Genomic DNA, 21,361 nt, shown 5'->3' with positions numbered 1-21,361 from the left:
GGGGGTGGGGCGCTCCGCCCCGGGCGAGGGCGGCCGGCGCCGGGCCGCCGGGGGGGGGGGGGCGGGGGGGGGGGGGGGGGGGGGGGGCCCCCCCCCCCCCCCCCCCCGCCCGGTTCAGTAGACGCCGCACATGCCATCGATCGACACTTCCTCGACGAGCAGGTCGTCCTCCACCCCGTCGGCCGGGGCGGTGCCGGTCGCGTCGTGCTGGGATTCGCTCATGGGATGCTTCCTCCCGATCACTCACTGCGATGTGGTGGCCGCCACACGATATGGGCACCCGGTGTCACAATGGAAGAGGCGATGACCGGACCGACCCGCGACCACACTTCCGGACCAACGACGGGGCCCGGCCGGCGGCGCACGACCAGCCCCGCCGAACTCGAACGCGTCGCCTTCGCGCTGTTCGACTCGGACGGCTTCGACCGCACCACCGTGGAGCACATCGCGCGGGCCGCCGGCATCGGTCGGCGCACCTTCTTCCGCTACTTCGACTCGAAGAACGACGTGGTGTGGGGCGCGTTCACCGAACGGCTCGACGTGATGCGGGAGCGGTTCCGCGCCCGGCCCGCGGACGAGCCGCCGCTGGCGGCGATCCGCGCGGTCGTCGTCGAGTTCAACCGGGTCGATCCGGCCGAGACGGCGCGGCACCGCCGCCGCCTCGAACTGATCCTGCGGGTGCCCGCGCTGCAGGCGCACTCGACGTTGCGCTACGCCGACTGGCGCGCCGTCGTCGCCGAGTTCGCCGCCGACCGCCTCGGCGAACCGGTCAGCGCGCTGCGCCCGCAGGCCATCGCGCACTCCACCCTCGGCGCGGCGCTCGCGGCCTACGAGCACTGGCTCTCGACGCCGGGGGTCGACCTGTGCGCGGTCCTGGACGACGCCCTCCGCGACCTGTCCCGCGGCTTCGCCTGACCGCGCCGCGCCCGGCTTCGGGGCAAGCGCCGCCGCGTGGTCGGGTCAGGGGAGTTCCAGCGCGCGGTGGCTGGTGAAGCGGCGCGGGGCCCCGGTGATCGGGTCGTCGAAAGCGAGCTCCTTGGCCAGCAGCCGCAGCGGATCGGTGAAGTCCTCCGCGGCCCGCTCCCGGACCTCCGGGTACAGCTCATCGCCGAGGATCGGCACGCCCAGCGATGCCAGGTGCACCCGCAGCTGGTGGGTGCGGCCGGTGGCGGGCAGCAGCCGGTAGCGGGCGAGTCCGCCCCGGTGCTCCACGAGTTCCACCCGCGTCTCCGCGTTCACCGGGCCCGGTACCTCGCGGGCCTGGAGCACGCCGCGTTCCTTCTCGATCCTGCTGCGCACCACGCGCGGCAGCTCCAGGGCCGGGTCGTGCGGCGCGATCGCCTCGTACTCCTTGCGCACCGCGCGGTCCTGGAACAGCAGCTGGTACTCGCGCCGCGCGGCCCGGTGCACGGCGAACAGCACCAGGCCCGCCGTCAGCCGGTCGAGCCGGTGCACCGGGCTCAGCTCCGGCAGCTCCAGCGCGCGGCGCAACCGCACCAGCGCCGTCTCGGCGACGTGCCCGCCGCGCGGCGTGGTGGCCAGGAAGTGCGGTTTGTCCGCCACCAGCAGGTGCTCGTCGCGGTGCAGCACCGCCACCTCGAACGGCACCGGCACCTCGGCCGGGAGTTCCCGCTGCACCCACAGGAAGGCATCGGGCGCGAACGGCGTGGTGGCGTCCACGAACCGGCCGTGCCGATCGGCGACGCGCTGCTCGCGCAGCATCCGGTCCACCTCGCCGGCCGGGATCGGCAACCGCTCGACCAGGTGGTCGCGCATCGTCGCCCACGTCCCCGAACCGGGGGTGCGCAGCCGCGCGGCGTCGAGGCCGTCGCGCTGCGGCAGGGGGGATCGGAGCTTGCGTCGCATCACCGGCCAGCGTACGGCGCGGCCCGTGCGCTGCGGTTCCGGCCGAGATCGTCCAGCCAGTGGGACGCCACCGGGCTCCGTTGACGCCCGGCGGGTGCGGCGCAAGAATCGTGGCGTGGACATCGAGGCGCGGTTCTTCTTCGCTCGCCTGCACGTCGACCTCCGGCGGCACGCGAGCTCGATCTGTGCGCCCGCGCTGCCCTGAGCAGCGACCTCCCGGACCCGACTCGGGTCCGATGTGGACGATTCTGGTCCCCGATCCCCGGCTGCGGCCGCTGATCGGGTCGTGGCGGAGTGACCGAGAGGCCAGGTAAGGGCCTGCAAAGCCCTGCACGCGGGTTCGAATCCCGCCTCCGCCTCCACGATCCACTGTGGACAGCCCGCCTCCCCCGAACCCGAGGGGAGGCGGTGCGTTGGAGGAAGCGATGACCGCGGTACCGCTCTCGATCCTCGACCTCGCGCCGATCCCCACCGGCGGCACGGCGGGCGGTGCGCTGCGCGACACCGTCGAACTCGCCCGGAACGCCGAGCAGTGGGGCTACCGGCGGTTCTGGCTCGCCGAGCACCACCTGGTGCCCGGCGTCGCCTCGTCCTCCCCCGCGGTGCTCATCGCCGCGGTGGCCGCCGCGACCCGGCACATCCGCGTCGGATCCGGGGCGGTGCTGCTCGGCCAGCACAGCCCGCTGCAGGTCGCCGAGGACTTCGGCACCCTCGCCCAGCTGCACCCGGACCGCATCGACCTCGGGCTCGGCCGCTCCGGCCTCGCCAAGTACGTCGAATTCGCCAAGGCCGCCACCGGCGACAGCGCACCGGTCACCGCGCCCGAACCCGCCTACGTGGACGGACTTCCGGTGCCGCGCACCGCTCGCGGCGGCAGCCTGTCGAAGGCCCGCGTGGAACAGCTCGAAGGGCACGCCCTGCTGCTCGGCGACACCGGGCGCTCCGACTACGCGGATCAGGTGCGGGAAGTGCTGGCCTTCCTCGACGGCACCTTCCGTGACGGCGGTGGGCGCGAAGCGCACGCGATCACCGCCGAGCACGCGGCGCTGCAGGTGTGGGTGCTCGGCGCCAGCGCGGGCCCCAGCTCCCGCGCGGCGGGCGAGCTCGGCCTGCCGTTCGTGTCGAACTACCACGTCACCCCGAGCACCGTGCTCGACTCCGCCGCGTCCTACCGCGACTCGTTCGCGCCCTCCCCGCGGCTGGACCGGCCACACCTCGTCGTGTCCGCCGACGTGCTCGTCGCCGAGGACGACGCCACCGCCCGCGAACTCGCCACGCCCTTCGCCGGGTGGGTGCACGACATCCGCCACGGCGACGGCGCCCAGCCGTACCCGAGCCCGGACGAAGCGCGCCGCCGCCACTGGACCGAGGCCGAACGCGCCCGGGTCGCCGACCGGGTACAGACCCGCATCGTCGGCTCCCCGGAGACCGTCGTGGAACGGCTGGAGGTGCTGCGGCGGGTCACCGGGGCCGACGAACTGCTCATCACCACCATCACCCACGACCCGAAGGACCGGCTGCGCTCCTACGAACTGCTCGCCGGGGCCTGGTCCCGCTCCTGACGCGCACGACGCCCCGGGCGGGGCTCAGCGGCGGTGCCGGGCCGCGTCCGCGATCCGGGGGAGCAGGTGGTCGACGAGGTACGGCAGCGAGAGCACACCGGGCTGGCGCAGCAGCGGCCAGTCCGCCTGCGTCAGCGGCAGGTAGCCGCCGTCCCGCACCGCGTCCAGCGACTCGAACACCGGCAGCGACTCGATCTGCGGCCGCACCGCCGGGTTCGGGTACGCGGTGATGAGCACGTCGGTGTCGATCCGCGCCAGGTTCTCCGCGCTGACCTGGGCGTTGAACGCTGCACCGGGCAGGTTCGCCGCCGCGGGGGACAGCGCCATGCCGAACTCGGTCAAGGTGCGCACCGTGACGTCCTGCGCGGAGCGGATCACCCCGAGGCCGCCGGGGCTGTGCCCGAGGGTGACCGCGACCTCGGCGCCCGCCAGCTGCGGGTGCGCGGCGGCGGCCTCGCGGACGCGCCGCTCGGTGTCGGCGACGAGCCGGTCCGCCTCCGCGGGCCTGCCGAGCGCGCGCCCCACCTGGCGGGTGGTGGTCTGCCACGGTTCCTCGTCCGGTGCGGTCTCGAACGCGGTGGTCGGGGCGAGCCGGGACAGCGCCGCGTACTCCCCGTCGATGTAGTAGTCGCTGCCCGCGAGGATCAGGTCCGGGTGCAGCTGGGCGATCGCCTCGGTGGAGTAGCCCTGGTCGGTGGGCCGCAGCGTCACCGGTTCCCAGCCCGGCCGCCGCTGCCACGGCTGGACCTCCGCGCTCAGCGGCAACCCGATGCCGACCGGTTCGACGCCGAGGGCGAGCGCGGCGTCCACGTCGGCGGGCCCCAGCGCGACGACCCGCGCCGGGTGCGCGGGCGCCGTCGTGGTGCCGAGCGCGTGCCGCACCTCGGTCCCGGTGCGCTCCGGGGCCTGCGGGGCGGGCGAACACCCGGCGAGGAGGCCGAGCAGCAGGGCGGCGGCCGCGATCCGCTTCACCGCGCGCCTCCCGCCAGCAGCGCGAGGATGCCGTCCTTGATGGGTGGCCGGGACGCGGCGACGAGGGTGAACGTCGCCTCCCGCACCAGCCGCTGCCCGTGCTCGCCCAGCAGCAGCGCGGAACTGCCTGCCGCGGTCACCAGCGCTCCGGCGGCGCGCAGCGCCAGCTCGGCGGCGGCCGCCCGGGCCGGTGCGATGTCGGCGCCGGTGGCGAACGCCTCGTCCAGCCCGTCCCGCACCGCGTCCCGGTCCGCTTCGAGCCGTTCGGCGACCTCGGGCCGCCCGGTGTCGGCGATGAGCCGGGCGCAGCGCCCCGCGATCCCCAGCGGCATCGCCCCGTTGAGCCGGGCCGCCCCGGCCTGCGCGGCGAGCACCGCCGAGTGCGGGACGACGCCCAGCACCCGCTTGGCCGGGACGAAGTGGTCGTCGAACCACAACCGCACCGTCGCGGTGGCCTGCGCCGCGACCAGCCGGAGCGGTTCGACGCGGATCCCGGGCGCCGGGCGCGCGTCGAGGAAGGCGTTCACGACCGAGTCGCCGTCCCGCGCCGACACCTGCAGCACGTCCACGATCCCCCAGCCGCTGACGAACGGTGCTTCGCCGGTGAACCGGTAGCCGCCGTCCACCGGCACCGCGTGCAGCCGCGGCGGCTGCGGGATGGCCCCGGCGAACGACACGCCACCGCGCAGCTTCCCGCGCACCGCGTCGTCCAGGTGGCGGTCGCGCAGTTCGGTCCGTTCGGTGCTCAGCAGCCCGCGCACCACGCCGTGGTGCTGCGCCCAGACGAACGCGGTGCTCAGGCAGCCGCCGGACAGCGCCTCCACGATCCGGCCGGCCTCGTCGAGCGGGAGCTCCGGGCCGCCGTGCTCGTGGGGCGCGACCGCGCCGTAGAAACCGTGCTCGGCCAGCAGATCGAAGTGGGAGCGCGGCACCGCGCCCGCGGCGTCGACCTCGGCCGCCGCCGGGAACAGCACCTCGTCGGCCAGGGTCCGCGCGAGTTCGAAGGAGACCACTGGGTGAGGCTAGCCTAAGATCCACGGGCGGGTGAAGGTGTCACCCCGCGTCGCCGCCGGGCACCACGACCTCCACCTGCCCGTCCCCGGAACGGCGCAGCACCGGGATGCTCCCGCTGACCCGGTCGCCGCTGTCGGAGTCGAACGTGAACCGCCCGCTCGCCCCGGCGACGCTGTTCGTCTCGTGGTTGAGCAGCCGCAGGTGGGCCAGCACCCCGTTGGTGGTGGGCACACCAGGGTGGCGGCCCACCGCGTGCTGCGCGGCGGTGACGGCGGCGAGCGTCGCGTCGTGCCCCAGCACGCTCCAGTTCGACACCGGCGCGTCCGCGTCGAACAGCCGGTGCAGCGCACCGGTGAAGGCCGTGTACAGCGGGCGGTCCTGGTTCCTCGCATCCGCCAGGGCCGCCGGATCGGCCACCGAGGCGTAGAGCACCGAGACCGGGGCGGTGCCCGGGTCGGCGCTCAGGTGGAGGTCGGTGGATTCGGAGCCGGTGATGATGGTGATGTGGCGGTGGGGGTCGCAGCCGCGCCTGCGGACCTTCTCGACGAAGTCGGGCAGCAGGTTGCTGCGTCCCGCGTACAGCACCACGTTCACCTCCGACGTGCAGATCCGGTCGGCGATGTACTCGAACTGGGTGCCGAGCCCGAACGCGTCCGGTCCACCCGTGTAGGAGCCGGTGGTCCGGCCGCTGCGCTGCCACGCCGCGCCGAACTTCTCCTGGAAGTTCTCCCGCAGGTCCGCGGTGTAGATGTCGTCGCCGTTGCCGTCGCGGACCAGCAGGGCCGTCGGCTGCGGTCCGACCAGCTCGTCCAAGTGCTCCGCGATGGTGCCGAGCTCCTGCTCGATGCTCGGCGACACCCGGTGCAGGCCCGCGATCGCAGGCCCGTGCTCGCCGGGGAGGCTGTTGAACCGGTCGGCGCTGAGGTAGCCGACCATGGGGATGCCCGCCGCGGCGAGCTCGCGCGCGCCGAGCGCGGTTTCGGGGGAGCTGAGCCCGAGACCGGTGACGGCCACCAGGTTCTCCGGCTCCACCATGTCGACCAGCCGCTCCGTGACCTCCTTCCAGGCGTGCTCGTAGCGGCCCTCGTTCGCCAGCGCCAGCCGGACCTTCAGGCCGCGCCGGTCCTGGTTGGCGTTGACCTGCGCCACGTGCGCGCCTTGCAGGTAGGAGCGGATCTGCGAGATGGAGAGGCTGTCGTCCTCCCCGGCGGTCATCGGCATCAGCACGGCGACGGTGACGACGAAGTCGTCGTCGGCGACCCGGTCGTTCTCGGCCGCGATCCGCCGTTCCACGTCCTCCAGCTCGGGCGAGAACACCTCGGAACCGTCGGTGACGCCGACGCACTCGCCCCGCACGTGCGACATCCCGCTGTCGCACGGGGCGACGGCCCAGACGACGGTGACGACGCCGAGCACCAGGACGAGCGCGCTGCCCGCCGCCAGTGCGATGCGCAGACCCCATCGGGGGCGCGGGGGCTGTTCGAAGCTCACGCTGATCCTCTCCTCGTGGCCGCGGTTCAGTCGGTCAGTTCGGACCACCTGCGGTACTTCTCCGATTCGGCGCGCAGCGTGGCCAGGCCGCTGCCGGAGTGCGGTGCGATCTCGTCGTAGCAGGCGGCGATCTCCAGGTAGAGCGCGTGCCGCCTGCTGTCGCCGAGCGGATCGGCGGCGATCCACCGCGCCGCGACCAGCCGAGCGACCGCGGCCTGCGGCGCGGCACCGGGATGGGTCCAGTCGGCCAGCGAACGCACCTGGTCGAGCTGCGGGTCGGCGTGGTCGAGGCGGTTGGGCGCGGCGGTGGCCGCGGCGAGCAGATCCAGCCAGGTCGGCAGGTCGCTGTAGGCCAGCAGCGTGTTGAGCCGCCGCGCCACGGACTCCACTTCGCCGACCGCGAGCGAGTGGTACAGCTCGCCGACCTCGTCGCCCTGGTCGGCGAGCGTCTCGCGGAACCAGGTGTGCACCGCCGTCCAGTTCGCGGGTTCCTGCTCGGGCCGGGCGGCGAGCTCCCGCAGCAGCACCCGGCGCAGCACCGGCGGCAGCACGTGGTGCCCGTCGTCGGCGGGAACCCACAGCTCCGGGGCGAACACGGCCCGCGCGCCGTGGGAGGCGGCGAGGCCGCTGTGCGCGACGAGCCGCTCCGCCTCGACCTGGTGGCGCGCGGCCGCGCAGGTCACCAGGTCGTGCAGCGCCTCCTCGGCGAGCCCGGCGCGGAACGGCTCCGCGAGCCCGAACGAGCCGCCCGGCCCGAGCAGGGGCGCGTCGCCGAGCAGCGGTCCCAGGTCCACCGGATCGCCCGGCCGGACCCGGATCTCCTCCAGCAGCCTGCGGGTCGCACCGGGATGCCCGCCGGTGAGGCGGAGGATCGCGGCGCCGACCCGGTTCTTCCGGTTCCCGGCGTACCGGCCGAGCTCGTCGACCATGTTGCCGATCTCGTCCCGGGTGAGGTCGCGCAACCGCACCGGGTACCACGGTTTCCCGCCGTGCTCGGTGAAATCGGTGTAGTACGGCTCGGGCCCGGACGCCTCGATCCGCTCGATGTCGCGCAGCGGCGACGCTTCGCCGGTGGCGATGACGGCGCCGGAGCGCTTCCCCCGGCTGGTGGCCACCACGGTCAGCGGGTCGCAGCCGCCGGGCAGGTGCGCGGCGTACTGCCTGCGGGCCCGCACGAGCGCGTCGAGGAGGGGCTTCGCGGCGGGGGAGTCGACGTCGTCGAGCAGCAGCGCGCAGTTGAGCCCGCGCCGCGCGCGCCGCGTCCCGCGGTCGAACTCCTCGCGCAGGTCGGCGAGCAGCGCCGCCCACAGCAGTTCTCCGGTGTCGCGGGCGTCGTCCTGGTTCTGCGGGGTGCGGGCGCGCCGGTTGAGCTCGACGAGCACGTCCAGCGGGTCCCGGCCGAGGTCGCGGTCCTGGTGCCCGAACCAGTCGGCGGCGAGCACCGCCCGGTGCCCGTGCCGCCAGGACACCAGCCCGCGCAGCACCCCGTCGGCGAGCCGCCGCCCGACGTGCTCGGCGTGCGGCAGGAGGCCGCCGAGCAGTGCGCGCAGCCGGTCGGCGCGGCGGTGCTCCAGGAGCGCGCGTTCGGCTTCGAGGCGGGCGATGCCGGGGTCGACGTCGAGCTGCTGGGCGGCGACCACCTGCCCGGCGACGAACCGGGGGAACGCGATCGGGTCGGGTGCGTGCCGGTCGAGCTCGACGGCGATGTGCGCGAGGGAGAGCCGGGCGGGGTCGAGCACTTCGCAGTCCAGTCGGGCGTACGGGCCCTGCCCGTGCAGGCGGTCGGCGAGCGCGTCGAGGAACGCGGTCTTGCCGCTGCCGCGCGGACCGGTGAACAGCAGCACGGGTTGCGGCCTGCTGGCGTGTCCCGGCCGGTCGGCGAACTCCCGGACCAGGCGCATCGCGGGTTCGCGGCCGAACAGGTGTCTCCCGTCGCCCGTGCCGGTCGCGGTTGCGCGCAGTGCCACGAGAAGCCCCCCGACTTCATTCAGTTGAACCGACTGCTTCCCCCGGTCAGCCACTCAGCGTAGTCACAAGCGATCACACCGTCAATGAAGGCCGGTCGCGGTGCGGTAGCGGGGTTCCGGCGGCGCGGCACTTCCGAGACCGTCCACTGTGGTCTCGACGGATCGGGGCGGTTCGCGGCTGGTACGCCTTTCGGGCGTCCTCCCGGCGGTGCTCCGGTGCCGCCGCGCTCGCGCCGTCCGCGATCACCGGGCCGCACCACGGGAACGCGGAAACGCCGTCGCAGCACGAGATCCGCCGCTCCGGTCGCGGCGGAACCCGTGCCCGGAACGCCGGAACCGTTGCGCCGCAGCGGAACCACCGCACGTCCCCGGAGCGGATGAATCGCGCAGCCCCGCCCCGCCGTCGAATGGCCGTCGATCCACCTGGCTCGTACCGTCGGAACCGGTCGATCTGGGGGGAACGGACATGGTTGACGGAGACGTGGAGACGGCGGTGCGCGCCGCCCGCAGCTGGTTGTACGCACCCAGCACCCGACCGGAGCAGTTCGACTCGGCGGAGCGCGACGGCGCCGACGCGGTGATCCTCGACCTGGAGGATTCCGTGCGGCCGCAGGACAAATCCGCGGCCCGCGCCCTCGTCATCGAGCACCTGGCGGCGGCGCCGCCCGGCGAACTGGTGACCGCGGTGCGGATCAACGCCGCCTCGACGGCGGTCGGCCTCGCCGACCTGACCGCGCTGCTCTCCGCGGACGTCGCGCCGGACGTGCTGGTGCTGCCGCGGACCGAATCCGCGGGCGCGCTCGGCGTCATCGAGAACCTGCTGTTCGAGGCGGGCAGCCGCACCATGCTGGTGCCGCTGATCGAAACCGCCCGCGGGCTGCGCAACCTGCCGCGGATCCTCGCCTCGCAGACCCGCGTGGTCGGCGTGCTCGTCGGTGCGGCGGACGTGGTCGCCGACCTCGGCACGCCGGGGGACCCGGAGGCCATGCGCTCCGTGCGCGATTCCGCGGTACTTGCCGCGACGTCCGCCGACGTCGTCGTCATCGACTCGCCGCACTTCGGCGGCGGGGACCCGGACGCGCTGGCGGCCGAGACGCTGCGCGCCGCCCGCGCCGGGTTCACCTCGAAGGCCGCGGTCACCGCGGAGCAGATCGCCACGATCAACGACGCGTTCGCGCCGACCGAGCAGGAGCTGTCCTGGGCACACGCGGTCCTCAAGGCCAGCGCGGCGCGCGCCGGTGCGGCGGGCGGCACCGGCGAGGACGAGGCCGACGCCGCCCGCGCCCGCGGCGACCTGCAGCGCGCCCGCCCCACCGGAGCGCCGGCCCCGGCCCCCGCGGCGGCCCGGGCGATCTGACAACGGCCTCGGCGATCTGACAACGGCCCGGCGATCGGACAACGGCCCGGAAGCACGAACGCACCGCCCCGGAGGAGGGCGGTGCGTTCGTCGTCCCCGCGCCGACCGGCAGGTGGCGCCCGAGCGGCCGGGCGGGGTGGCCGGGCGGATCAGCGCTCGATGCGGTCCAGCTTCAGCATCCGGGTGATCACGGCGTCCAGCTGCTCGTCGTCGAAGATCTTCTTCCAGTCGTCCTTGATGATCGACTCGCGGCCGTAGTCCATCGCGATCAGGCACGCGTCGGAGAACGGGTTGTCGCCCTTGAGGGTGTTCGCCAGCGCCACCTGAGTGTGGCCGAGCAGCATCGCGCGCGCGGCCGCCTCCGGGACGCCCACGGTGTGCACCGTCTCGTGCAGCGCCTCCTTGAGCAGATCGCCCACCATGCAGGCCACCGTCTCCACCAGCGTCGGCTCCAGGTAGGCCAGCTGCTTCACCGTCACCCAGTGCACGTCCACCACCGGCGCGTACATCGCGCGGATCACCGACTCGGCGACGGCGCGGCGCTCCTCGTCACCGGACTCGATGGCGGCCACGACCTCCTGCGGCGCGGCGATGCCGCCGAAGGTGTCGGCCAGCTCCTCCGGGGTGCGGCGCTGCAGGAACACCGACGGGTGGCAGGGGTGCGCGACCACGTACTCCAGGTCCTCGCGCTTGGCCAGCAGGTTCGCGTACGCCGCGGCCGGGTCGAGGGTGACCACGACGGAACCGGCGCGCAGCTGCGGCACGACCTCCTCGGACACCTTGCCCAGCACGATGTCCGGGACGGCGAGGATGACCACGTCGGCGTCGGCGATCGCGGCCGAGGTCTCGGTGACCGCGCGACCGGCCTCGGTGACGCGCTCCTGCCCGGCGGGGGAGTTCTCGCTGTAGAACACGGTGTGCTCGGTGCGCTGCAGGTTGTTCGACACCCGCATGCCCATCTTGCCGCCCGCGCCGATGACCGCGATCGTCAGCTTCGCATCCGTCATGTCCGCTCACTCCTCAGGTAGTCCAGGTTGTGCGCGGTCCACTCCCGTTCGACCGCGCAGGTCGTCGCCGCATCGCCCTGCCAGGGCAGCCAGTGCTCGACGACCTCGTTGATGCCGCGTTCGGCGGCGCGCACCGCGCGCACCTCGTGCGCCCGGTCCAGCTGTCCGGTGCCCAGCCGGGCGCCGGTCAGCGCGAACCCCACCCACCCGGCGGAGCGGGTGAAGGCGAAGTCCTTGACGTGCACGTTCTTCACGTGCGGGGCGGTCAGCTCGATCACGTCGCCGGGCAGTTCCAGCGCGGCCACCACGTTCGCCGGGTCCAGGCAGATGCCCAGGTGCTCGTCGCCGACGCGGTCCACCAGGTCGACGAGCACGCGGGTGGGGACCTGCTCGTAGGTCTCCAGCGCGATCGTCACGCCCGCCGCCGCGTACTCCGGCACGACCTCCCGCAGGTAGGCCTCGGCCTCGTCGGGGGTCGGCCTGCTGTCGGCGGAGTAGAGCATCGACCGCACCAGCGAGGCGTCCAGCCGCCCGGCCAGCTCCAGGTAGCGGCGCAGGTGCTCCGGTCGCAGCCCGCGGGTGCCCAGTTCGAGGCGCACCCCCAGTCGACGCGCCTCGTCCCGCGCCTCGTCCAGCTCGGCGTCGGTCATCGACTCCAGCGGCGGGTAGTCGCAGATCTGGAACAGCTCCGCGCCCTGCGCCGCGGTGTCCGCGAGCATCCCGGTCAGCGACAGCGGTTCCGGAACCTGGTCGGACCACTGCCAGAAGTAGGCGTAGGTGCTCAGCCCGATCATGCCGACACCCCGTCCAGCGCGACGACCTCGTCCAGGATCCGCTCCAGTGCCGCCGGGTCGTGCGCGAACCGGCCGAGGAACAGCCCGTCCGCCGCGTCGCCGAGCGTGCTGAGCAGCCCCGGCCCGGCGCTGCCGCCGTAGATGACGCGGCTGCCCGCCAGCACCGGTTCGGCGTCCAGCGCGTTGCGCAGTTTGCCGCACACCGCGCCGATGAACTCGGGTTCGGCGGGTTCGGCGGCGCCGATCGCCCACTGCGGTTCGTAGGCGATGACGACCGCCCCGCCGCGGCCCGCGGCGCGGGCCGCGTCGAGCGCCGAATCCAGCTGCTCCAGGCAGGTGCGCACCGCGTCGGTGGTGCTGCCCGCCCGCTCCTCGCCGAGGCACAGCACCGGGGTCAGCCCGTTGCGCAGCGCCGCCGCCGTCTTCGCCGCGACCACCCGGTCGTCCTCGCCGAACAGCCTGCGCCGCTCGGCGTGCCCGACCTCGACGTGGCGGCAACCCAGTTCGCGCAGCTCCGCGCCGCTGACCTCGCCGGTGTAGGCGCCGTGGTCCTCCCAGAACAGGTCCTGCGCGCCGACCTCGACCGGGGTGTCCCGGAACAGGTCCAGCGCGGGGGGCAGACCGGGGAACGAGGGCAGCACGAACAGCTTCGCGCCGCCGCCGCGCACCGCGGGATGGCGGCGGGCGATCTCGGCGACGTCCGCGCACCAGTCGAGCGTGCGCTGGTGCCCGAAGTACATCTTCAGGCTGACGCCGATGGTCCGGGTCACCGCTCGGACCTGCTCTCGTAGTCGCTGATCAGGCAGACCTTCTGCGCTGACGCCGATGCCGGGTCGAAGCGGTGGGTGAGCCATTCGGCGGCGAGCTTGCGGGCCAGTTCGATGCCGACGACGCGCTGGCCGAAGGTGAGCACCTGCGCGTCGTTGCTCTTGATCGCGCGCTCCACGGAGAAGGTGTCGTGCGCGGTGACGGCGCGGATCCCCTCGACCTTGTTCGCGGCGATCGCCACGCCCAGCCCGGTGCCGCACACCAGCAGCGCCCGGTCGGCCTCCCCGGCCGCGACGAGCTCGGCGGCGGCGATGGCGACGGTGGGGTAGGGGGTGTGGCCGTCCGCGTCCACGCCGACGTCGCGCACGGACTCGACGAGGTCGCTGTTGTCCAGGTCCCGCTTCAGGACCTCCTTGTAGTCGAACCCGGCGTCGTCCGAGCCGACCACGATGCGCAGCTTGTCGCTCACGCGATTTCTCCTCTCACCGCAACGGGTTTCGGGTTGTCACCTGGCGAGCACGGCGTGCACCGCGCGGGTGATCAGCGACAGCGAGACGGCCCCCGCGTCCGGGGTGCCGAGGCTCTTCTCCGCCAGCGGGCGGGCGCGGCCGCGCAGCGGGCGCAGCGAGGCGGTGGCCTCCGCGGCCTTCGCGGCGGTGGTGGCGGCGGCGTCCCACGCGGTGGCGAGGCCGGATCCGGCGGTGAGCGCGGATTCCAGCTCGTCGGCGAAGGGCACCAGCACGTCGACCATGGTCTTGTCGCCGAGCTCGGCCTTGCCGAGCCGCACCACCGCGTCGGCGGCGGCGCGCACGGCGGCGCCGGTGGTGCGCGGACCGGGAGCGGTCTCGTCGCCGAACTCGGCGCCGATCGCCCGCAGCGCCACGCCCCACAACGCACCCGAGGTGCCGCCGGCCCGGTCGGCCCAGGCGTCGGCGGCGCGGTTGAGGGTGCTGCCCGCGCCCGCACCGCGTTCGACGGCCTCGCGGGCGGCGGCCACGGCCGCGTCCGCGCCGCGCTGCATGCCGATGCCGGGGGCGCCGGCGCCCGCGACGGCGTCGATCCGGCCCAGCTCCGCCACATTGTCGTCCACAGTGGACTTCACGGCTTCGAGCGCGGCCAGCGCGCAGCGCGCCGACTCCCGCGATTCGCCGGTGGCGGGCGGGATCACGTCCAGCGCCACGAAGTCCTCGCCCGCCTCGACGTCCGCGGCGGCGACCGCCGGGGTCTTGCGGTAGGCGGCCGAATCGGCGGGGGCGCGCCAGAACCGCTCCAGCTCCTCGTCCAGCCAGCACAGCGTGAGGGAGGCGCCCGCCATGTCGAAGCTGGTCACCAGCTCGCCGACCTCGGGTTCGACGACCTCCACCCCGGCTTCGGCGAGCAGCGCGGCGACCCGGCGGTACACCACGAACAGCTCCTCGTACTTCACCGAACCGAGCCCGTTGAGCAGCACCACGACCCGCGATCCGGCGACCTCGACGCCGTCGGGCACCTCGGCGAGCAGGGTGCGCACGAACAGCTCGGCGAGCTCGTCGGCGCTCGGCACGTCCTGCTCGGCGATGCCCGGTTCGCCGTGGATCCCCAGCCCCACGGCCATCTTCCCGTCCGGCACGGTGAACAGCGGCTCGTCCGCGCCGGGCAGGGTGCAGCCGCCGAAGGCGACGCCGAAGGAGCGGGTGCGGTCGTTGGCGTGCGCGGCGACCCGCGCCACCTCGTCGAGGTCGTAGCCGGCCGCGGCGGCCGCCGCCGCGGCCTTGAACACCACCAGGTCGCCTGCGACGCCGCGCCGCTTGTCCCGCTCGTCGGCCGGGGCGCTGGAGACGTCGTCGGTGACGACCACGGTGCGGCAGTCGATGCCGTCACCGCGCAGCCGCTGCTCGGCGAGGCCGAAGTGCAGCACGTCCCCGGCGTAGTTCCCGTAGCACAGCAGCACTCCGCCGCCGTTGTGCGCCGAGGTCGCCACCGAGCGCACCTGCTGCGCGGACGGCGAGGCGAACAGGTTCCCCATCGCAGCCCCGTGCGCGAGGCCGTCGCCGACCAGGCCGCTGAACGCGGGGTAGTGCCCGGAGCCGCCGCCGATGACGACGGCCACCTCGCCGCTGCGGGCTCGGTCGCGGCGGACCACTCCGCCGGGCACCCGGCGCACCCGGTGCGCCTGGGCGGCGGCGAAACCTTCCAGCATCTCCTCGGCGAACGAGCCGGGGTCGTTGAACAGGCGGGCCATGAGCTCTCCTACGGGAACGGGGGGACGGTGGTCACTCGGCGGCGGGCACGCGGCGGTCGGCCCGCTCGGTGCGCGTGAGCAGCACCATCAGCACGGCGGACAGCAGCAGGAACGCGCCGACGACGAACATCGGCACCACGTAGGAGCCGGTCCAGTCGAACAGCGCGCCGGTCACGTACGGCGCGAGGAACCCGGCCAGGTTGCCCAGCGTGTTGATCAGCGCGATGCCCGCGGCGGCGGCCACGCCGGTGAGGAACTTCGTGGGCAGCGTCCAGAAGTTCGGCAGCGCCGCGAAGATCGCGCAGGCGGTGACGGTGATGATCGCGATGGTCAGCACGGGGGAGCCGGCGAACAGCGCCAGCGGCACGCTGACCGCGCCCACGACGGCGGGCACGGTGATGTGCCAGGACCGCAGCCCGCGCCGGGTGGCGTCCCGAGACCACAGGTACAGCACGATCGCCGCGGGCAGGTACGGGACCGCGGTGATGAGGCCCTTCTCGAACACGCCGAACGTGGTGCCGAACCGCTGCTCGAAGTCGCCGATGATCGCGGGGAGGAAGAACGCGAGCGTGTAGAGCCCGTAGATGAACCCGAAGTACAGCATCGCCAGCGTCCACACCCGGCCGTTGCCGAACACCGAGCGGAGGCCGTGGTGCCCGGATTCGGCGGCCGTGTGCTCCTTCTCGGCGGCGAGTTCGCCGGTCAGCCAGTCCTTCTCGGCCGCGGTCAGCCACTTCGCTTCGCGCGGGTCGTCGGCGAGGTAGAACCAGGCGACGACGCCGAGCACGATGGCGGGGATCGCGACGCCGAAGAACATGAAGCGCCAGCCCTCCAGCCCGAACACCCCGTGCTGCTGGATGAGCCAGCCGGCCAGCGGGGCACCGATGACGGTGGTCAGCGGCTGCGCGAGGTAGAACAGCGCGAGGATCTTGCCGCGGTGCCGGGCGGGCACCCACAGGCTCAGGAACAGCACGGCACCGGGGAAGAACCCGGCTTCGGCGACGCCGAGCAGGAAGCGCAGCACGGCGAGCTGGGTGAAGTCCTGCACCCAGGTGAACAGCAGCGCCACCACGCCCCAGCTGACCATGATCCGGGCGAGCCAGCGGCGGGCGCCGAACTTGTTCAGCGCGATGTTGCTGGGCACTTCCAGCAGCAGGTAGCCGACGAAGAACACGCCGGAGGCGAAGCCGAACTGGGCGGCGGACAGCGCCAGGTCGTCGCGCATCCCGTTCGGCGCGGCGAAGCTGATCGCCGTCCGGTCGAGGTAGTTGACGAAGAACATCAAGGCCACGAACGGCACGAGGCGGACGGCGACCTTGCGAATGGCCGACTTCTCCACCCCCGGACCGCGCTGCTGCGCGGCGGTCGAGGTGTCCACATTGACTCCTTTGAAGCGGGTGCGGGCGAGGACCGCGGCCGGAGCGGGCGGGTCCTGGTCCGGGCGTGGCGCGGCCGCGGCGTTCCGCGGCGGGGCTTCGCCGTTCGGCCTAGTATCGGAAGCAACCCCCAACCTGTCAACCGGTTGACCAATTGCAAGCCACTTGAACGAGAAAGAACCGATCCGAGCCTGACGCGGCAGGTCCTGCTGTTGTGTCAGCGGCGAAGCCGCTGAGCGGCGCCCCAGCATGCAGCCGGACCACCCGCGGGTTCTCAGCGTTCTCCTCGCGAGGACAGCGTTTTCTCATGTGGCGGAGCCACCTGTGAAAACGATTCCGCAGCGAGGGGACCGCTGAGGTTCCGCCACCCGACCCCCTACGCGACAAGAGTCGGCCCGACGGCAAGAAGTTAGGATGCGTGCCCATGCCTCCGTACCCGGAAAACCCCGATGCCGCGTTCGGCGCCGCCCTCGGCACCGTGCCCGCGGGTACGGCCGTCTCCGCGGTCGCCAAGCGGCTGCTGGACCTGTTCACCACCGGCGACCTGGAGCCCGGCACCCGGCTGCCGCCCGAGCGCAGCCTCGCCGCCTCCCTCGGCGTCGGGCGCTCCGCGATCCGGGAAGCGCTGGCGGCGCTGGAGATCCTCGGCATCGTCGACGTGCGGCCCGGCTCCGGCACCTACCTGCGCGGCAGCGCCTCCGAACTGCTGCCGCAGACGCTGAGCTGGGGGCTCATGCTCGGCGAGCCGCGCACCCGCGAACTCGTCGAGGTGCGCAACGGGCTGGAGGTGCTCGCCGTGCGCAGCGCCGCCGTCCGCCGCACCGACGACGACCTCGCCGACCTCGCCGCCCAGCTGGACGGGATGCGGGAGAACCGCACCGAACTGGACAAGTTCGTCGAGGCCGACCGGCTGTTCCACCTGCGGATCGCGGTGGCCTCCGGGAACGTGGTGCTGCAGCAGCTGCTGCAGAACGTGCGCTCGCTATTGCGGCTGTGGGTGGAGCGGGCGCTGGCCGACCAGGGCCACGCCGACCTCGCCCTCGCCGAGCACGAACTGGTCTACGCGGCCCTGCGCGACGGCGACCCGGACGCCGCCGCCGAAGCCATGAGCGCCCACATGCGGACCGCCGCAGGACGGCTCACCGAGCACTTCGGCCAGGAGACGTGACGGGGCCGGTCACCGGGCGGCGATGCCCTCGATCTCGACGAGCATGTCGGGGTCGGAGAGGGCGGCGACCTGGATCAAGGTGCTGGTCGGGCGGCAGTCGTGCGCGGCCAGGATTCCGGTGATCACGTCGTAGTTCGCCGTCACCGCGCGGATATCGATCGCGTGGATGCGCAGCTGCACCACGTCGGCGAGGGTGAACCCGGCCTCGGCCGAGGTCTCCCGGATGCGCTGGAAGGTGAGCTCCAGCTGCGCCCGCAGGTCCCCGCGGTGCGCGATCGAGCCGTCGTCGGCGCGGGACTCGTGCCCCGCGATCAGGAGCCACCGCTCCGGGCGTTCGAGCAGCACCGCGTGCTCGTAGCCGAGCCGCTCGCCGAAGTACCGCGGTCCGATGTCCTCGCGTCGCACGATGAGCCCCCAGGTCCTCGGCCGTCCGTCCGCCGCATTGTCGGCATTCCGGCCGGGACGCGCTCGGCGGTGGGGTGCCGGTGCACGTCCCGTCCGGGACGTGCACCGGTTCGCTCACCAGGTGACCGGCAGGGCCTTCACGCCGCCGGTCACCCGGTCGGAGCGGACGTCGAGGTCGTCGACGTCCACCGCCAGCCGCAGCTTCGGGAACCGCTGGAACAGCTCGGTGAACACCACCTTCAGCTCGGTGCGCGCCAGGCTCGCGCCGATGCAGAAGTGCATGCCGTGCCCGAAGGTCAGGTGCACGTTCGGCTTGCGCTCCGGGTCGAAGTGCTCCGGCTCGCCGTACACCGACTCGTCGCGGTTCGCCGCACCGGTCGGGATGAGCACCGCGTCACCGCGCGCGATGAGCTGCCCGCCGACCTCCACGTCCTCGTGGGCGTAGCGCAGCAGGCCGAGGCCGCTGGGGTCGGCGACCCGCAGGATCTCCTCCACGGTCTGCTGCACCCGGCCGGCCGGGTCGGCGGCGAACTCGTCCCGGCGATCCAGGTCGGTCAGCAGCAGGAGCACCCCGAGGTCGATGCGCGTCACCGTGGTCTCGTGCCCGGCGAACAGCAGGCCGGAGGCGAGCCTGGACAGCTCGCCGTCGTCGAAGTCCGGGTCGGCCTCCTGCGCCCGCACCAGGTCGGTGACCACGTCCTCGCCGGGGGAGTGCCGCTTCGCCTCGGCGAGCCGGGCCATGTACTCGGCCAGCTCGGCCCGCGCGGCCTGCGCGGCGTCGCCGGTGCCCAGCCGGCTCATCCGGTCGGAGAGCCCGGCGAAGTACTCGCGGTCCTCGAACGGCACTCCGAGGAGTTCGCAGATCACCAGCACCGGCAACGGGAACGACAGGTGCTCGTGCAGGTCCACCGGGGAATCCGGGTCCGCGTCGTGCGCGGCCTGCAGCGAGTCCAGGCAGCCCCGCACCAGGTCCTGCACGTGGTCGGTGAGCAGCCGCATCCGCTTCGCGGAGAACGCGGGGGTGAGCAGCTTGCGCATCCGGTTGTGCCGGGCCTGCTCGGTGTCGTAGTCGCCGTTCGGTCCGTTGAGGACGCCCGCGTCGGAGATCATCGAGGCCTGCTCCGGAGCCGGGTGGGAGCGGCCGAACCGCCCGTCACCGAACACGGCGCGCGCCTCCTCGAACGAGGTGATCAGCCACGCCGGGTCCCCGGCGGGCGTGCGCACCCGGGTGATCGGCGCCTGCTTGCGCAGCACCTCGTACAGCGGCGCGATCTCCAGCACGTTCGGCCGGTCGAACGGCAGCTGCGGCAGGGCTTCGGCCGTGGTGCTCATGGGTGCTCCTCCTGTGGTGGTGAATCTGCGGTGGCCCGGGCGGCGATCCCGTCGAGCCAGTCCAGTTCGGCGCGCAGCCTGCGCAGCGACTCGTCCAGCGCCTCCTGCCCCCAGGCGCTCGCGCCGTTGCGGGTGAGCGCGGAAAGCCGGTCGCGGCGCTGCCGCAGCGCGCACCGGCGCGACTCGACGACGCCGAGGCGCTCGTCGGCGGTCAGCCAGTCGAAGTGCGCCAGGCGGGCGAGGAACTCCGGTTCGTCCGCGGCGAGTTCGGCGGGCAGCTCCGCGAGCATGTCGTGCAGCAGCTCCCGGCCGACCTCGGTGATCGTGTAGACGTTGCGCGGCGGCCGGCCCACCTGCGGCTCGGCGGAGCGGGTGACGGCCGCGGCTTCGGTGAACCGCCGCAGCGCCGGGTAGAGCGAGTTGTTCGACAGCGCGAACCCGGTTCCTTCCTCCACCCGTTTCCGCAGTTCGTAGCCGTGCGAGGGCTCCTTGGCGAGATGGGCCAGCAGCAGGACGTCGATCCACACCTAAGTCACGATAACCTAGGTCACCCTGGAGGTCGACCTCCCGCACCGTCCCCCAGGCGAGCGCCCCTTCGCCCCCGCCTGCTCGGTCTGGTGGGCCACTCGCCCGCGGGGCCGTTCCAGGTGAGTGGCCCGTTCGCCTCGCTCGGTCCGGCGGGGCGCTCACCTGGGGTGGTGGGGGCGTGCCCGTTCGGCGGTGAACGCTGGGCCGTTCGGCGGCGTAGGGTCGGGCGGAGTCCGGCCGCAGCCGCAAGGGGGTCGCATCGTGGGAGCCGCGCAGTCCTCGACCGACGAGTTCGTCCGCGAACCGCTGGGCGTGCAGGAGCGGATCACCGCCGACGGGAGCTCCCCGTGGCCCGTCGAACCGCACCGGTACCGGCTCATCGGCGCCCGCGCCTGCCCGTGGGCGAACCGCGTGATCATCGTGCGCAGGCTGCTCGGCCTGGAACCGGTGCTGTCGCTGGGCATCGCCGGCCCGTTGCACGACGACCGCAGCTGGCGCTTCCACCTCGACCCCGGCGGCGTGGACCCGGTGCTCGGCATCGAATGGCTGCGCGAGGCCTACGAGCGGGCGATCCCGGGCTACGACAAGGGCGTGACCGTGCCCGCGGTCGTCGAGATCCCCACCGGGAAGGTCGTCACCAACGCCTACCAGGACCTCGAATTCGACCTCGCCACGCAGTGGACCGCGCACCACCGGCCCGGTGCGCCCGACCTGTTCCCCGCCGCGCACCGCGACGAGATCGCCGAGATCTCCGGTCAGCTGTTCCACGACGTCAACAACGGCGTCTACAAGTGCGGGTTCGCGAAGGCCCAAGGGCCGTACGAGCAGGCCTACGACGCGCTGTTCGCCCGGCTGGACGCGCTGTCCGAGCGGCTCGCCGGGCAGCGCTACCTCGTCGGCGACACGATCACCGAGGCCGACGTGCGGTTCTGGGTGACGCTGGTGCGCTTCGACGCCGCCTACCACGGGCACTTCAAGTGCAACCGGTCCACGCTCACCGACATGCCGGTGCTGTGGTCCTACGCGCGCGACCTGTTCCAGACGCCGGGATTCGGCGACACCATCGACTTCGAGCAGATCAAGCAGCACTACTACGGGGTGCACACCGAGATCAACCCGACCGGGATCGTGCCGAAGGGGCCGGACCCGTCGGGCTGGCTGAGCCCGCACGGCCGCGAAGAGCTCGGTGGCCGCCCCTTCGGCGACGGGACCCCGCCCGGTCCGCCGCCGATCGCGGAACGGGTGCCCTCGATCGCCGAGCCCCGGTGAGCATTTCCCGGATTCACTCGAACCAACGCATTCGATTGCGCCGTTCGGCGCACCCCGGCTGATTCTTCGAATCGCTGATCTTCGGGTTGCTGGGCCATTCGTGAAAACCGCTTGACCTCCGAGTGCGATCTCAAGAAACTGGGCTCGCGCACCGGTTCCAGCAGGTCGCCAGCCGGGAAGGGGTCCCGGCCCTGCTCGACGCGCGAACGATCGGAGCTCCACTGCTCCGAACAGCCATTGGGGGAATGGTCTCATCTCGCGACC

General features: G+C 73.4%; 21 protein-coding genes and 1 tRNA gene. 7 read left to right on the top strand and 15 right to left on the bottom strand.

The window, feature by feature from the left end:
* Positions 1-114: 114 nt before the first annotated feature.
* Positions 115-222, bottom strand: coding sequence for a mycofactocin precursor MftA (gene mftA / locus LCD33_RS06270; protein WP_224955563.1), 108 nt, complete (start codon positions 220-222; stop codon positions 115-117).
* An 81-nt stretch (positions 223-303) separates the two neighbouring features.
* Between mftA and mftR the strand changes: the two genes are divergently transcribed.
* Entirely contained in the window at positions 304-915 is a 612-nt protein-coding gene (gene mftR / locus LCD33_RS06265) for a mycofactocin system transcriptional regulator (protein WP_224966060.1), read from the top strand.
* 45 nt (positions 916-960) lie between these two features.
* Here mftR and LCD33_RS06260 read toward each other — a convergent pair whose 3' ends face one another.
* Entirely contained in the window at positions 961-1,866 is a 906-nt protein-coding gene (locus LCD33_RS06260; RefSeq protein WP_224955565.1) for a pseudouridine synthase, read from the bottom strand.
* 115 nt (positions 1,867-1,981) lie between these two features.
* On the opposite strand from LCD33_RS06260, the gene LCD33_RS29580 reads away from it, so the two are divergent.
* The 3 genes from LCD33_RS29580 (at position 1,982) to LCD33_RS06250 (ending at position 3,428) form a co-directional block, all read left to right on the top strand.
* Positions 1,982-2,071: a putative leader peptide gene (locus LCD33_RS29580; RefSeq protein WP_374108108.1), complete on the top strand. Its 90-nt coding sequence runs from the start codon at positions 1,982-1,984 to the stop codon at positions 2,069-2,071.
* Positions 2,072-2,154: 83 nt separating this feature from the next.
* Positions 2,155-2,228 (top strand) — tRNA-Cys (locus LCD33_RS06255).
* Between the two features lie 63 nt (positions 2,229-2,291).
* Positions 2,292-3,428, top strand: a complete 1,137-nt coding sequence (locus tag LCD33_RS06250; RefSeq protein WP_224955566.1) for an MsnO8 family LLM class oxidoreductase — start codon at positions 2,292-2,294, stop codon at positions 3,426-3,428.
* Positions 3,429-3,452: 24 nt separating this feature from the next.
* Here LCD33_RS06250 and LCD33_RS06245 read toward each other — a convergent pair whose 3' ends face one another.
* Genes LCD33_RS06245 through LCD33_RS06230 form a run of 4 tightly spaced genes read right to left on the bottom strand, consistent with a single transcriptional unit; the run spans position 3,453 to position 8,872 of the window.
* Complete coding sequence (locus LCD33_RS06245; RefSeq protein ID WP_224966061.1) at positions 3,453-4,400, bottom strand: iron-siderophore ABC transporter substrate-binding protein; 948 nt, start codon at positions 4,398-4,400, stop codon at positions 3,453-3,455.
* A complete protein-coding gene (locus LCD33_RS06240; RefSeq protein ID WP_224966062.1) occupies positions 4,397-5,413 on the bottom strand; it encodes an acyl-CoA dehydrogenase family protein in 1,017 nt (338 codons plus the stop codon). The genes LCD33_RS06245 and LCD33_RS06240 overlap by 4 nt, the downstream gene beginning before the upstream one ends.
* Before the next feature lie 40 nt (positions 5,414-5,453).
* Complete coding sequence (locus LCD33_RS06235; RefSeq protein WP_224955569.1) at positions 5,454-6,905, bottom strand: ABC transporter substrate-binding protein; 1,452 nt, start codon at positions 6,903-6,905, stop codon at positions 5,454-5,456.
* A 26-nt stretch (positions 6,906-6,931) separates the two neighbouring features.
* Positions 6,932-8,872 (bottom strand): ATP-binding protein, encoded by a 1,941-nt coding sequence (locus LCD33_RS06230; protein ID WP_224977611.1) that lies wholly within the window; start codon positions 8,870-8,872, stop codon positions 6,932-6,934.
* 466 nt (positions 8,873-9,338) lie between these two features.
* Here LCD33_RS06230 and LCD33_RS06225 point away from each other — a divergent pair, with 466 nt between their 5' ends.
* Positions 9,339-10,229, top strand: a complete 891-nt coding sequence (locus LCD33_RS06225) for a CoA ester lyase (protein WP_224977610.1) — start codon at positions 9,339-9,341, stop codon at positions 10,227-10,229.
* 149 nt (positions 10,230-10,378) lie between these two features.
* Here LCD33_RS06225 and LCD33_RS06220 read toward each other — a convergent pair whose 3' ends face one another.
* Genes LCD33_RS06220 through LCD33_RS06195 form a run of 6 tightly spaced genes read right to left on the bottom strand, consistent with a single transcriptional unit; the run spans position 10,379 to position 16,397 of the window.
* Positions 10,379-11,236, bottom strand: a complete 858-nt coding sequence (locus LCD33_RS06220; RefSeq protein WP_224955572.1) for a phosphogluconate dehydrogenase C-terminal domain-containing protein — start codon at positions 11,234-11,236, stop codon at positions 10,379-10,381.
* Entirely contained in the window at positions 11,233-12,030 is a 798-nt protein-coding gene (locus tag LCD33_RS06215; protein WP_224955573.1) for a sugar phosphate isomerase/epimerase, read from the bottom strand. Before LCD33_RS06215 ends, LCD33_RS06220 begins: the two co-directional genes overlap by 4 nt.
* Complete coding sequence (locus LCD33_RS06210; RefSeq protein WP_224977609.1) at positions 12,027-12,800, bottom strand: triose-phosphate isomerase family protein; 774 nt, start codon at positions 12,798-12,800, stop codon at positions 12,027-12,029. Before LCD33_RS06210 ends, LCD33_RS06215 begins: the two co-directional genes overlap by 4 nt.
* Positions 12,797-13,267, bottom strand: a complete 471-nt coding sequence (locus LCD33_RS06205; RefSeq protein ID WP_224977608.1) for a ribose-5-phosphate isomerase — start codon at positions 13,265-13,267, stop codon at positions 12,797-12,799. The genes LCD33_RS06210 and LCD33_RS06205 overlap by 4 nt, the downstream gene beginning before the upstream one ends.
* A gap of 36 nt (positions 13,268-13,303) precedes the next feature.
* Positions 13,304-15,019, bottom strand: a complete 1,716-nt coding sequence (locus tag LCD33_RS06200; RefSeq protein WP_224977607.1) for a dihydroxyacetone kinase family protein — start codon at positions 15,017-15,019, stop codon at positions 13,304-13,306.
* A 31-nt stretch (positions 15,020-15,050) separates the two neighbouring features.
* Positions 15,051-16,397, bottom strand: a complete 1,347-nt coding sequence (locus LCD33_RS06195) for an MFS transporter (protein WP_224955577.1) — start codon at positions 16,395-16,397, stop codon at positions 15,051-15,053.
* Between the two features lie 422 nt (positions 16,398-16,819).
* Between LCD33_RS06195 and LCD33_RS06190 the strand changes: the two genes are divergently transcribed.
* Complete coding sequence (locus LCD33_RS06190) at positions 16,820-17,563, top strand: FadR/GntR family transcriptional regulator (protein ID WP_224955578.1); 744 nt, start codon at positions 16,820-16,822, stop codon at positions 17,561-17,563.
* Positions 17,564-17,572: 9 nt separating this feature from the next.
* Here LCD33_RS06190 and LCD33_RS06185 read toward each other — a convergent pair whose 3' ends face one another.
* The 3 genes from LCD33_RS06185 to LCD33_RS06175 form a co-directional block, all read right to left on the bottom strand.
* The gene (locus LCD33_RS06185; RefSeq protein ID WP_224955579.1) at positions 17,573-17,968 is read right to left on the bottom strand and encodes a Rid family hydrolase; all 396 of its coding nucleotides are present in this window, start codon (positions 17,966-17,968) and stop codon (positions 17,573-17,575) included.
* 114 nt (positions 17,969-18,082) lie between these two features.
* Positions 18,083-19,300, bottom strand: a complete 1,218-nt coding sequence (locus LCD33_RS06180) for a cytochrome P450 (RefSeq protein ID WP_224955580.1) — start codon at positions 19,298-19,300, stop codon at positions 18,083-18,085.
* Positions 19,297-19,827: a PadR family transcriptional regulator gene (locus tag LCD33_RS06175; RefSeq protein ID WP_224955581.1), complete on the bottom strand. Its 531-nt coding sequence runs from the start codon at positions 19,825-19,827 to the stop codon at positions 19,297-19,299. Before LCD33_RS06175 ends, LCD33_RS06180 begins: the two co-directional genes overlap by 4 nt.
* A gap of 262 nt (positions 19,828-20,089) precedes the next feature.
* Between LCD33_RS06175 and LCD33_RS06170 the strand changes: the two genes are divergently transcribed.
* A complete protein-coding gene (locus LCD33_RS06170) occupies positions 20,090-21,097 on the top strand; it encodes a glutathione S-transferase family protein (protein ID WP_224955582.1) in 1,008 nt (335 codons plus the stop codon).
* The last annotated feature ends 264 nt before the right edge of the window (positions 21,098-21,361 follow it).

This window comes from Saccharopolyspora sp. 7B (assembly GCF_020177435.1).
GTDB classification, from domain to species: domain Bacteria; phylum Actinomycetota; class Actinomycetes; order Mycobacteriales; family Pseudonocardiaceae; genus Saccharopolyspora_C; species Saccharopolyspora_C gregorii.
Note: the sequence above shows the minus strand (reverse complement) of the source record. Positions and strands in the feature narration are given on the sequence as shown.

Bases quoted from the DNA above. Each gene is read 5' to 3' on its own strand.
- LCD33_RS06180 (WP_224955580.1), bottom strand. From the start codon at position 19,300: ATGAGCACCACGGCCGAAGCCCTGCCGCAGCTGCCGTTCGACCGGCCG.
- LCD33_RS06260 (WP_224955565.1), bottom strand. From the start codon at position 1,866: ATGCGACGCAAGCTCCGATCCCCCCTGCCGCAGCGCGACGGCCTCGAC.
- mftA (WP_224955563.1), bottom strand. From the start codon at position 222: ATGAGCGAATCCCAGCACGACGCGACCGGCACCGCCCCGGCCGACGGG.
- LCD33_RS06225 (WP_224977610.1), top strand. From the start codon at position 9,339: ATGGTTGACGGAGACGTGGAGACGGCGGTGCGCGCCGCCCGCAGCTGG.
- LCD33_RS06220 (WP_224955572.1), bottom strand. From the start codon at position 11,236: ATGACGGATGCGAAGCTGACGATCGCGGTCATCGGCGCGGGCGGCAAG.
- LCD33_RS06190 (WP_224955578.1), top strand. From the start codon at position 16,820: ATGCCTCCGTACCCGGAAAACCCCGATGCCGCGTTCGGCGCCGCCCTC.
- mftR (WP_224966060.1), top strand. From the start codon at position 304: ATGACCGGACCGACCCGCGACCACACTTCCGGACCAACGACGGGGCCC.
- LCD33_RS06200 (WP_224977607.1), bottom strand. From the start codon at position 15,019: ATGGCCCGCCTGTTCAACGACCCCGGCTCGTTCGCCGAGGAGATGCTG.
- LCD33_RS06250 (WP_224955566.1), top strand. From the start codon at position 2,292: ATGACCGCGGTACCGCTCTCGATCCTCGACCTCGCGCCGATCCCCACC.
- LCD33_RS06215 (WP_224955573.1), bottom strand. From the start codon at position 12,030: ATGATCGGGCTGAGCACCTACGCCTACTTCTGGCAGTGGTCCGACCAG.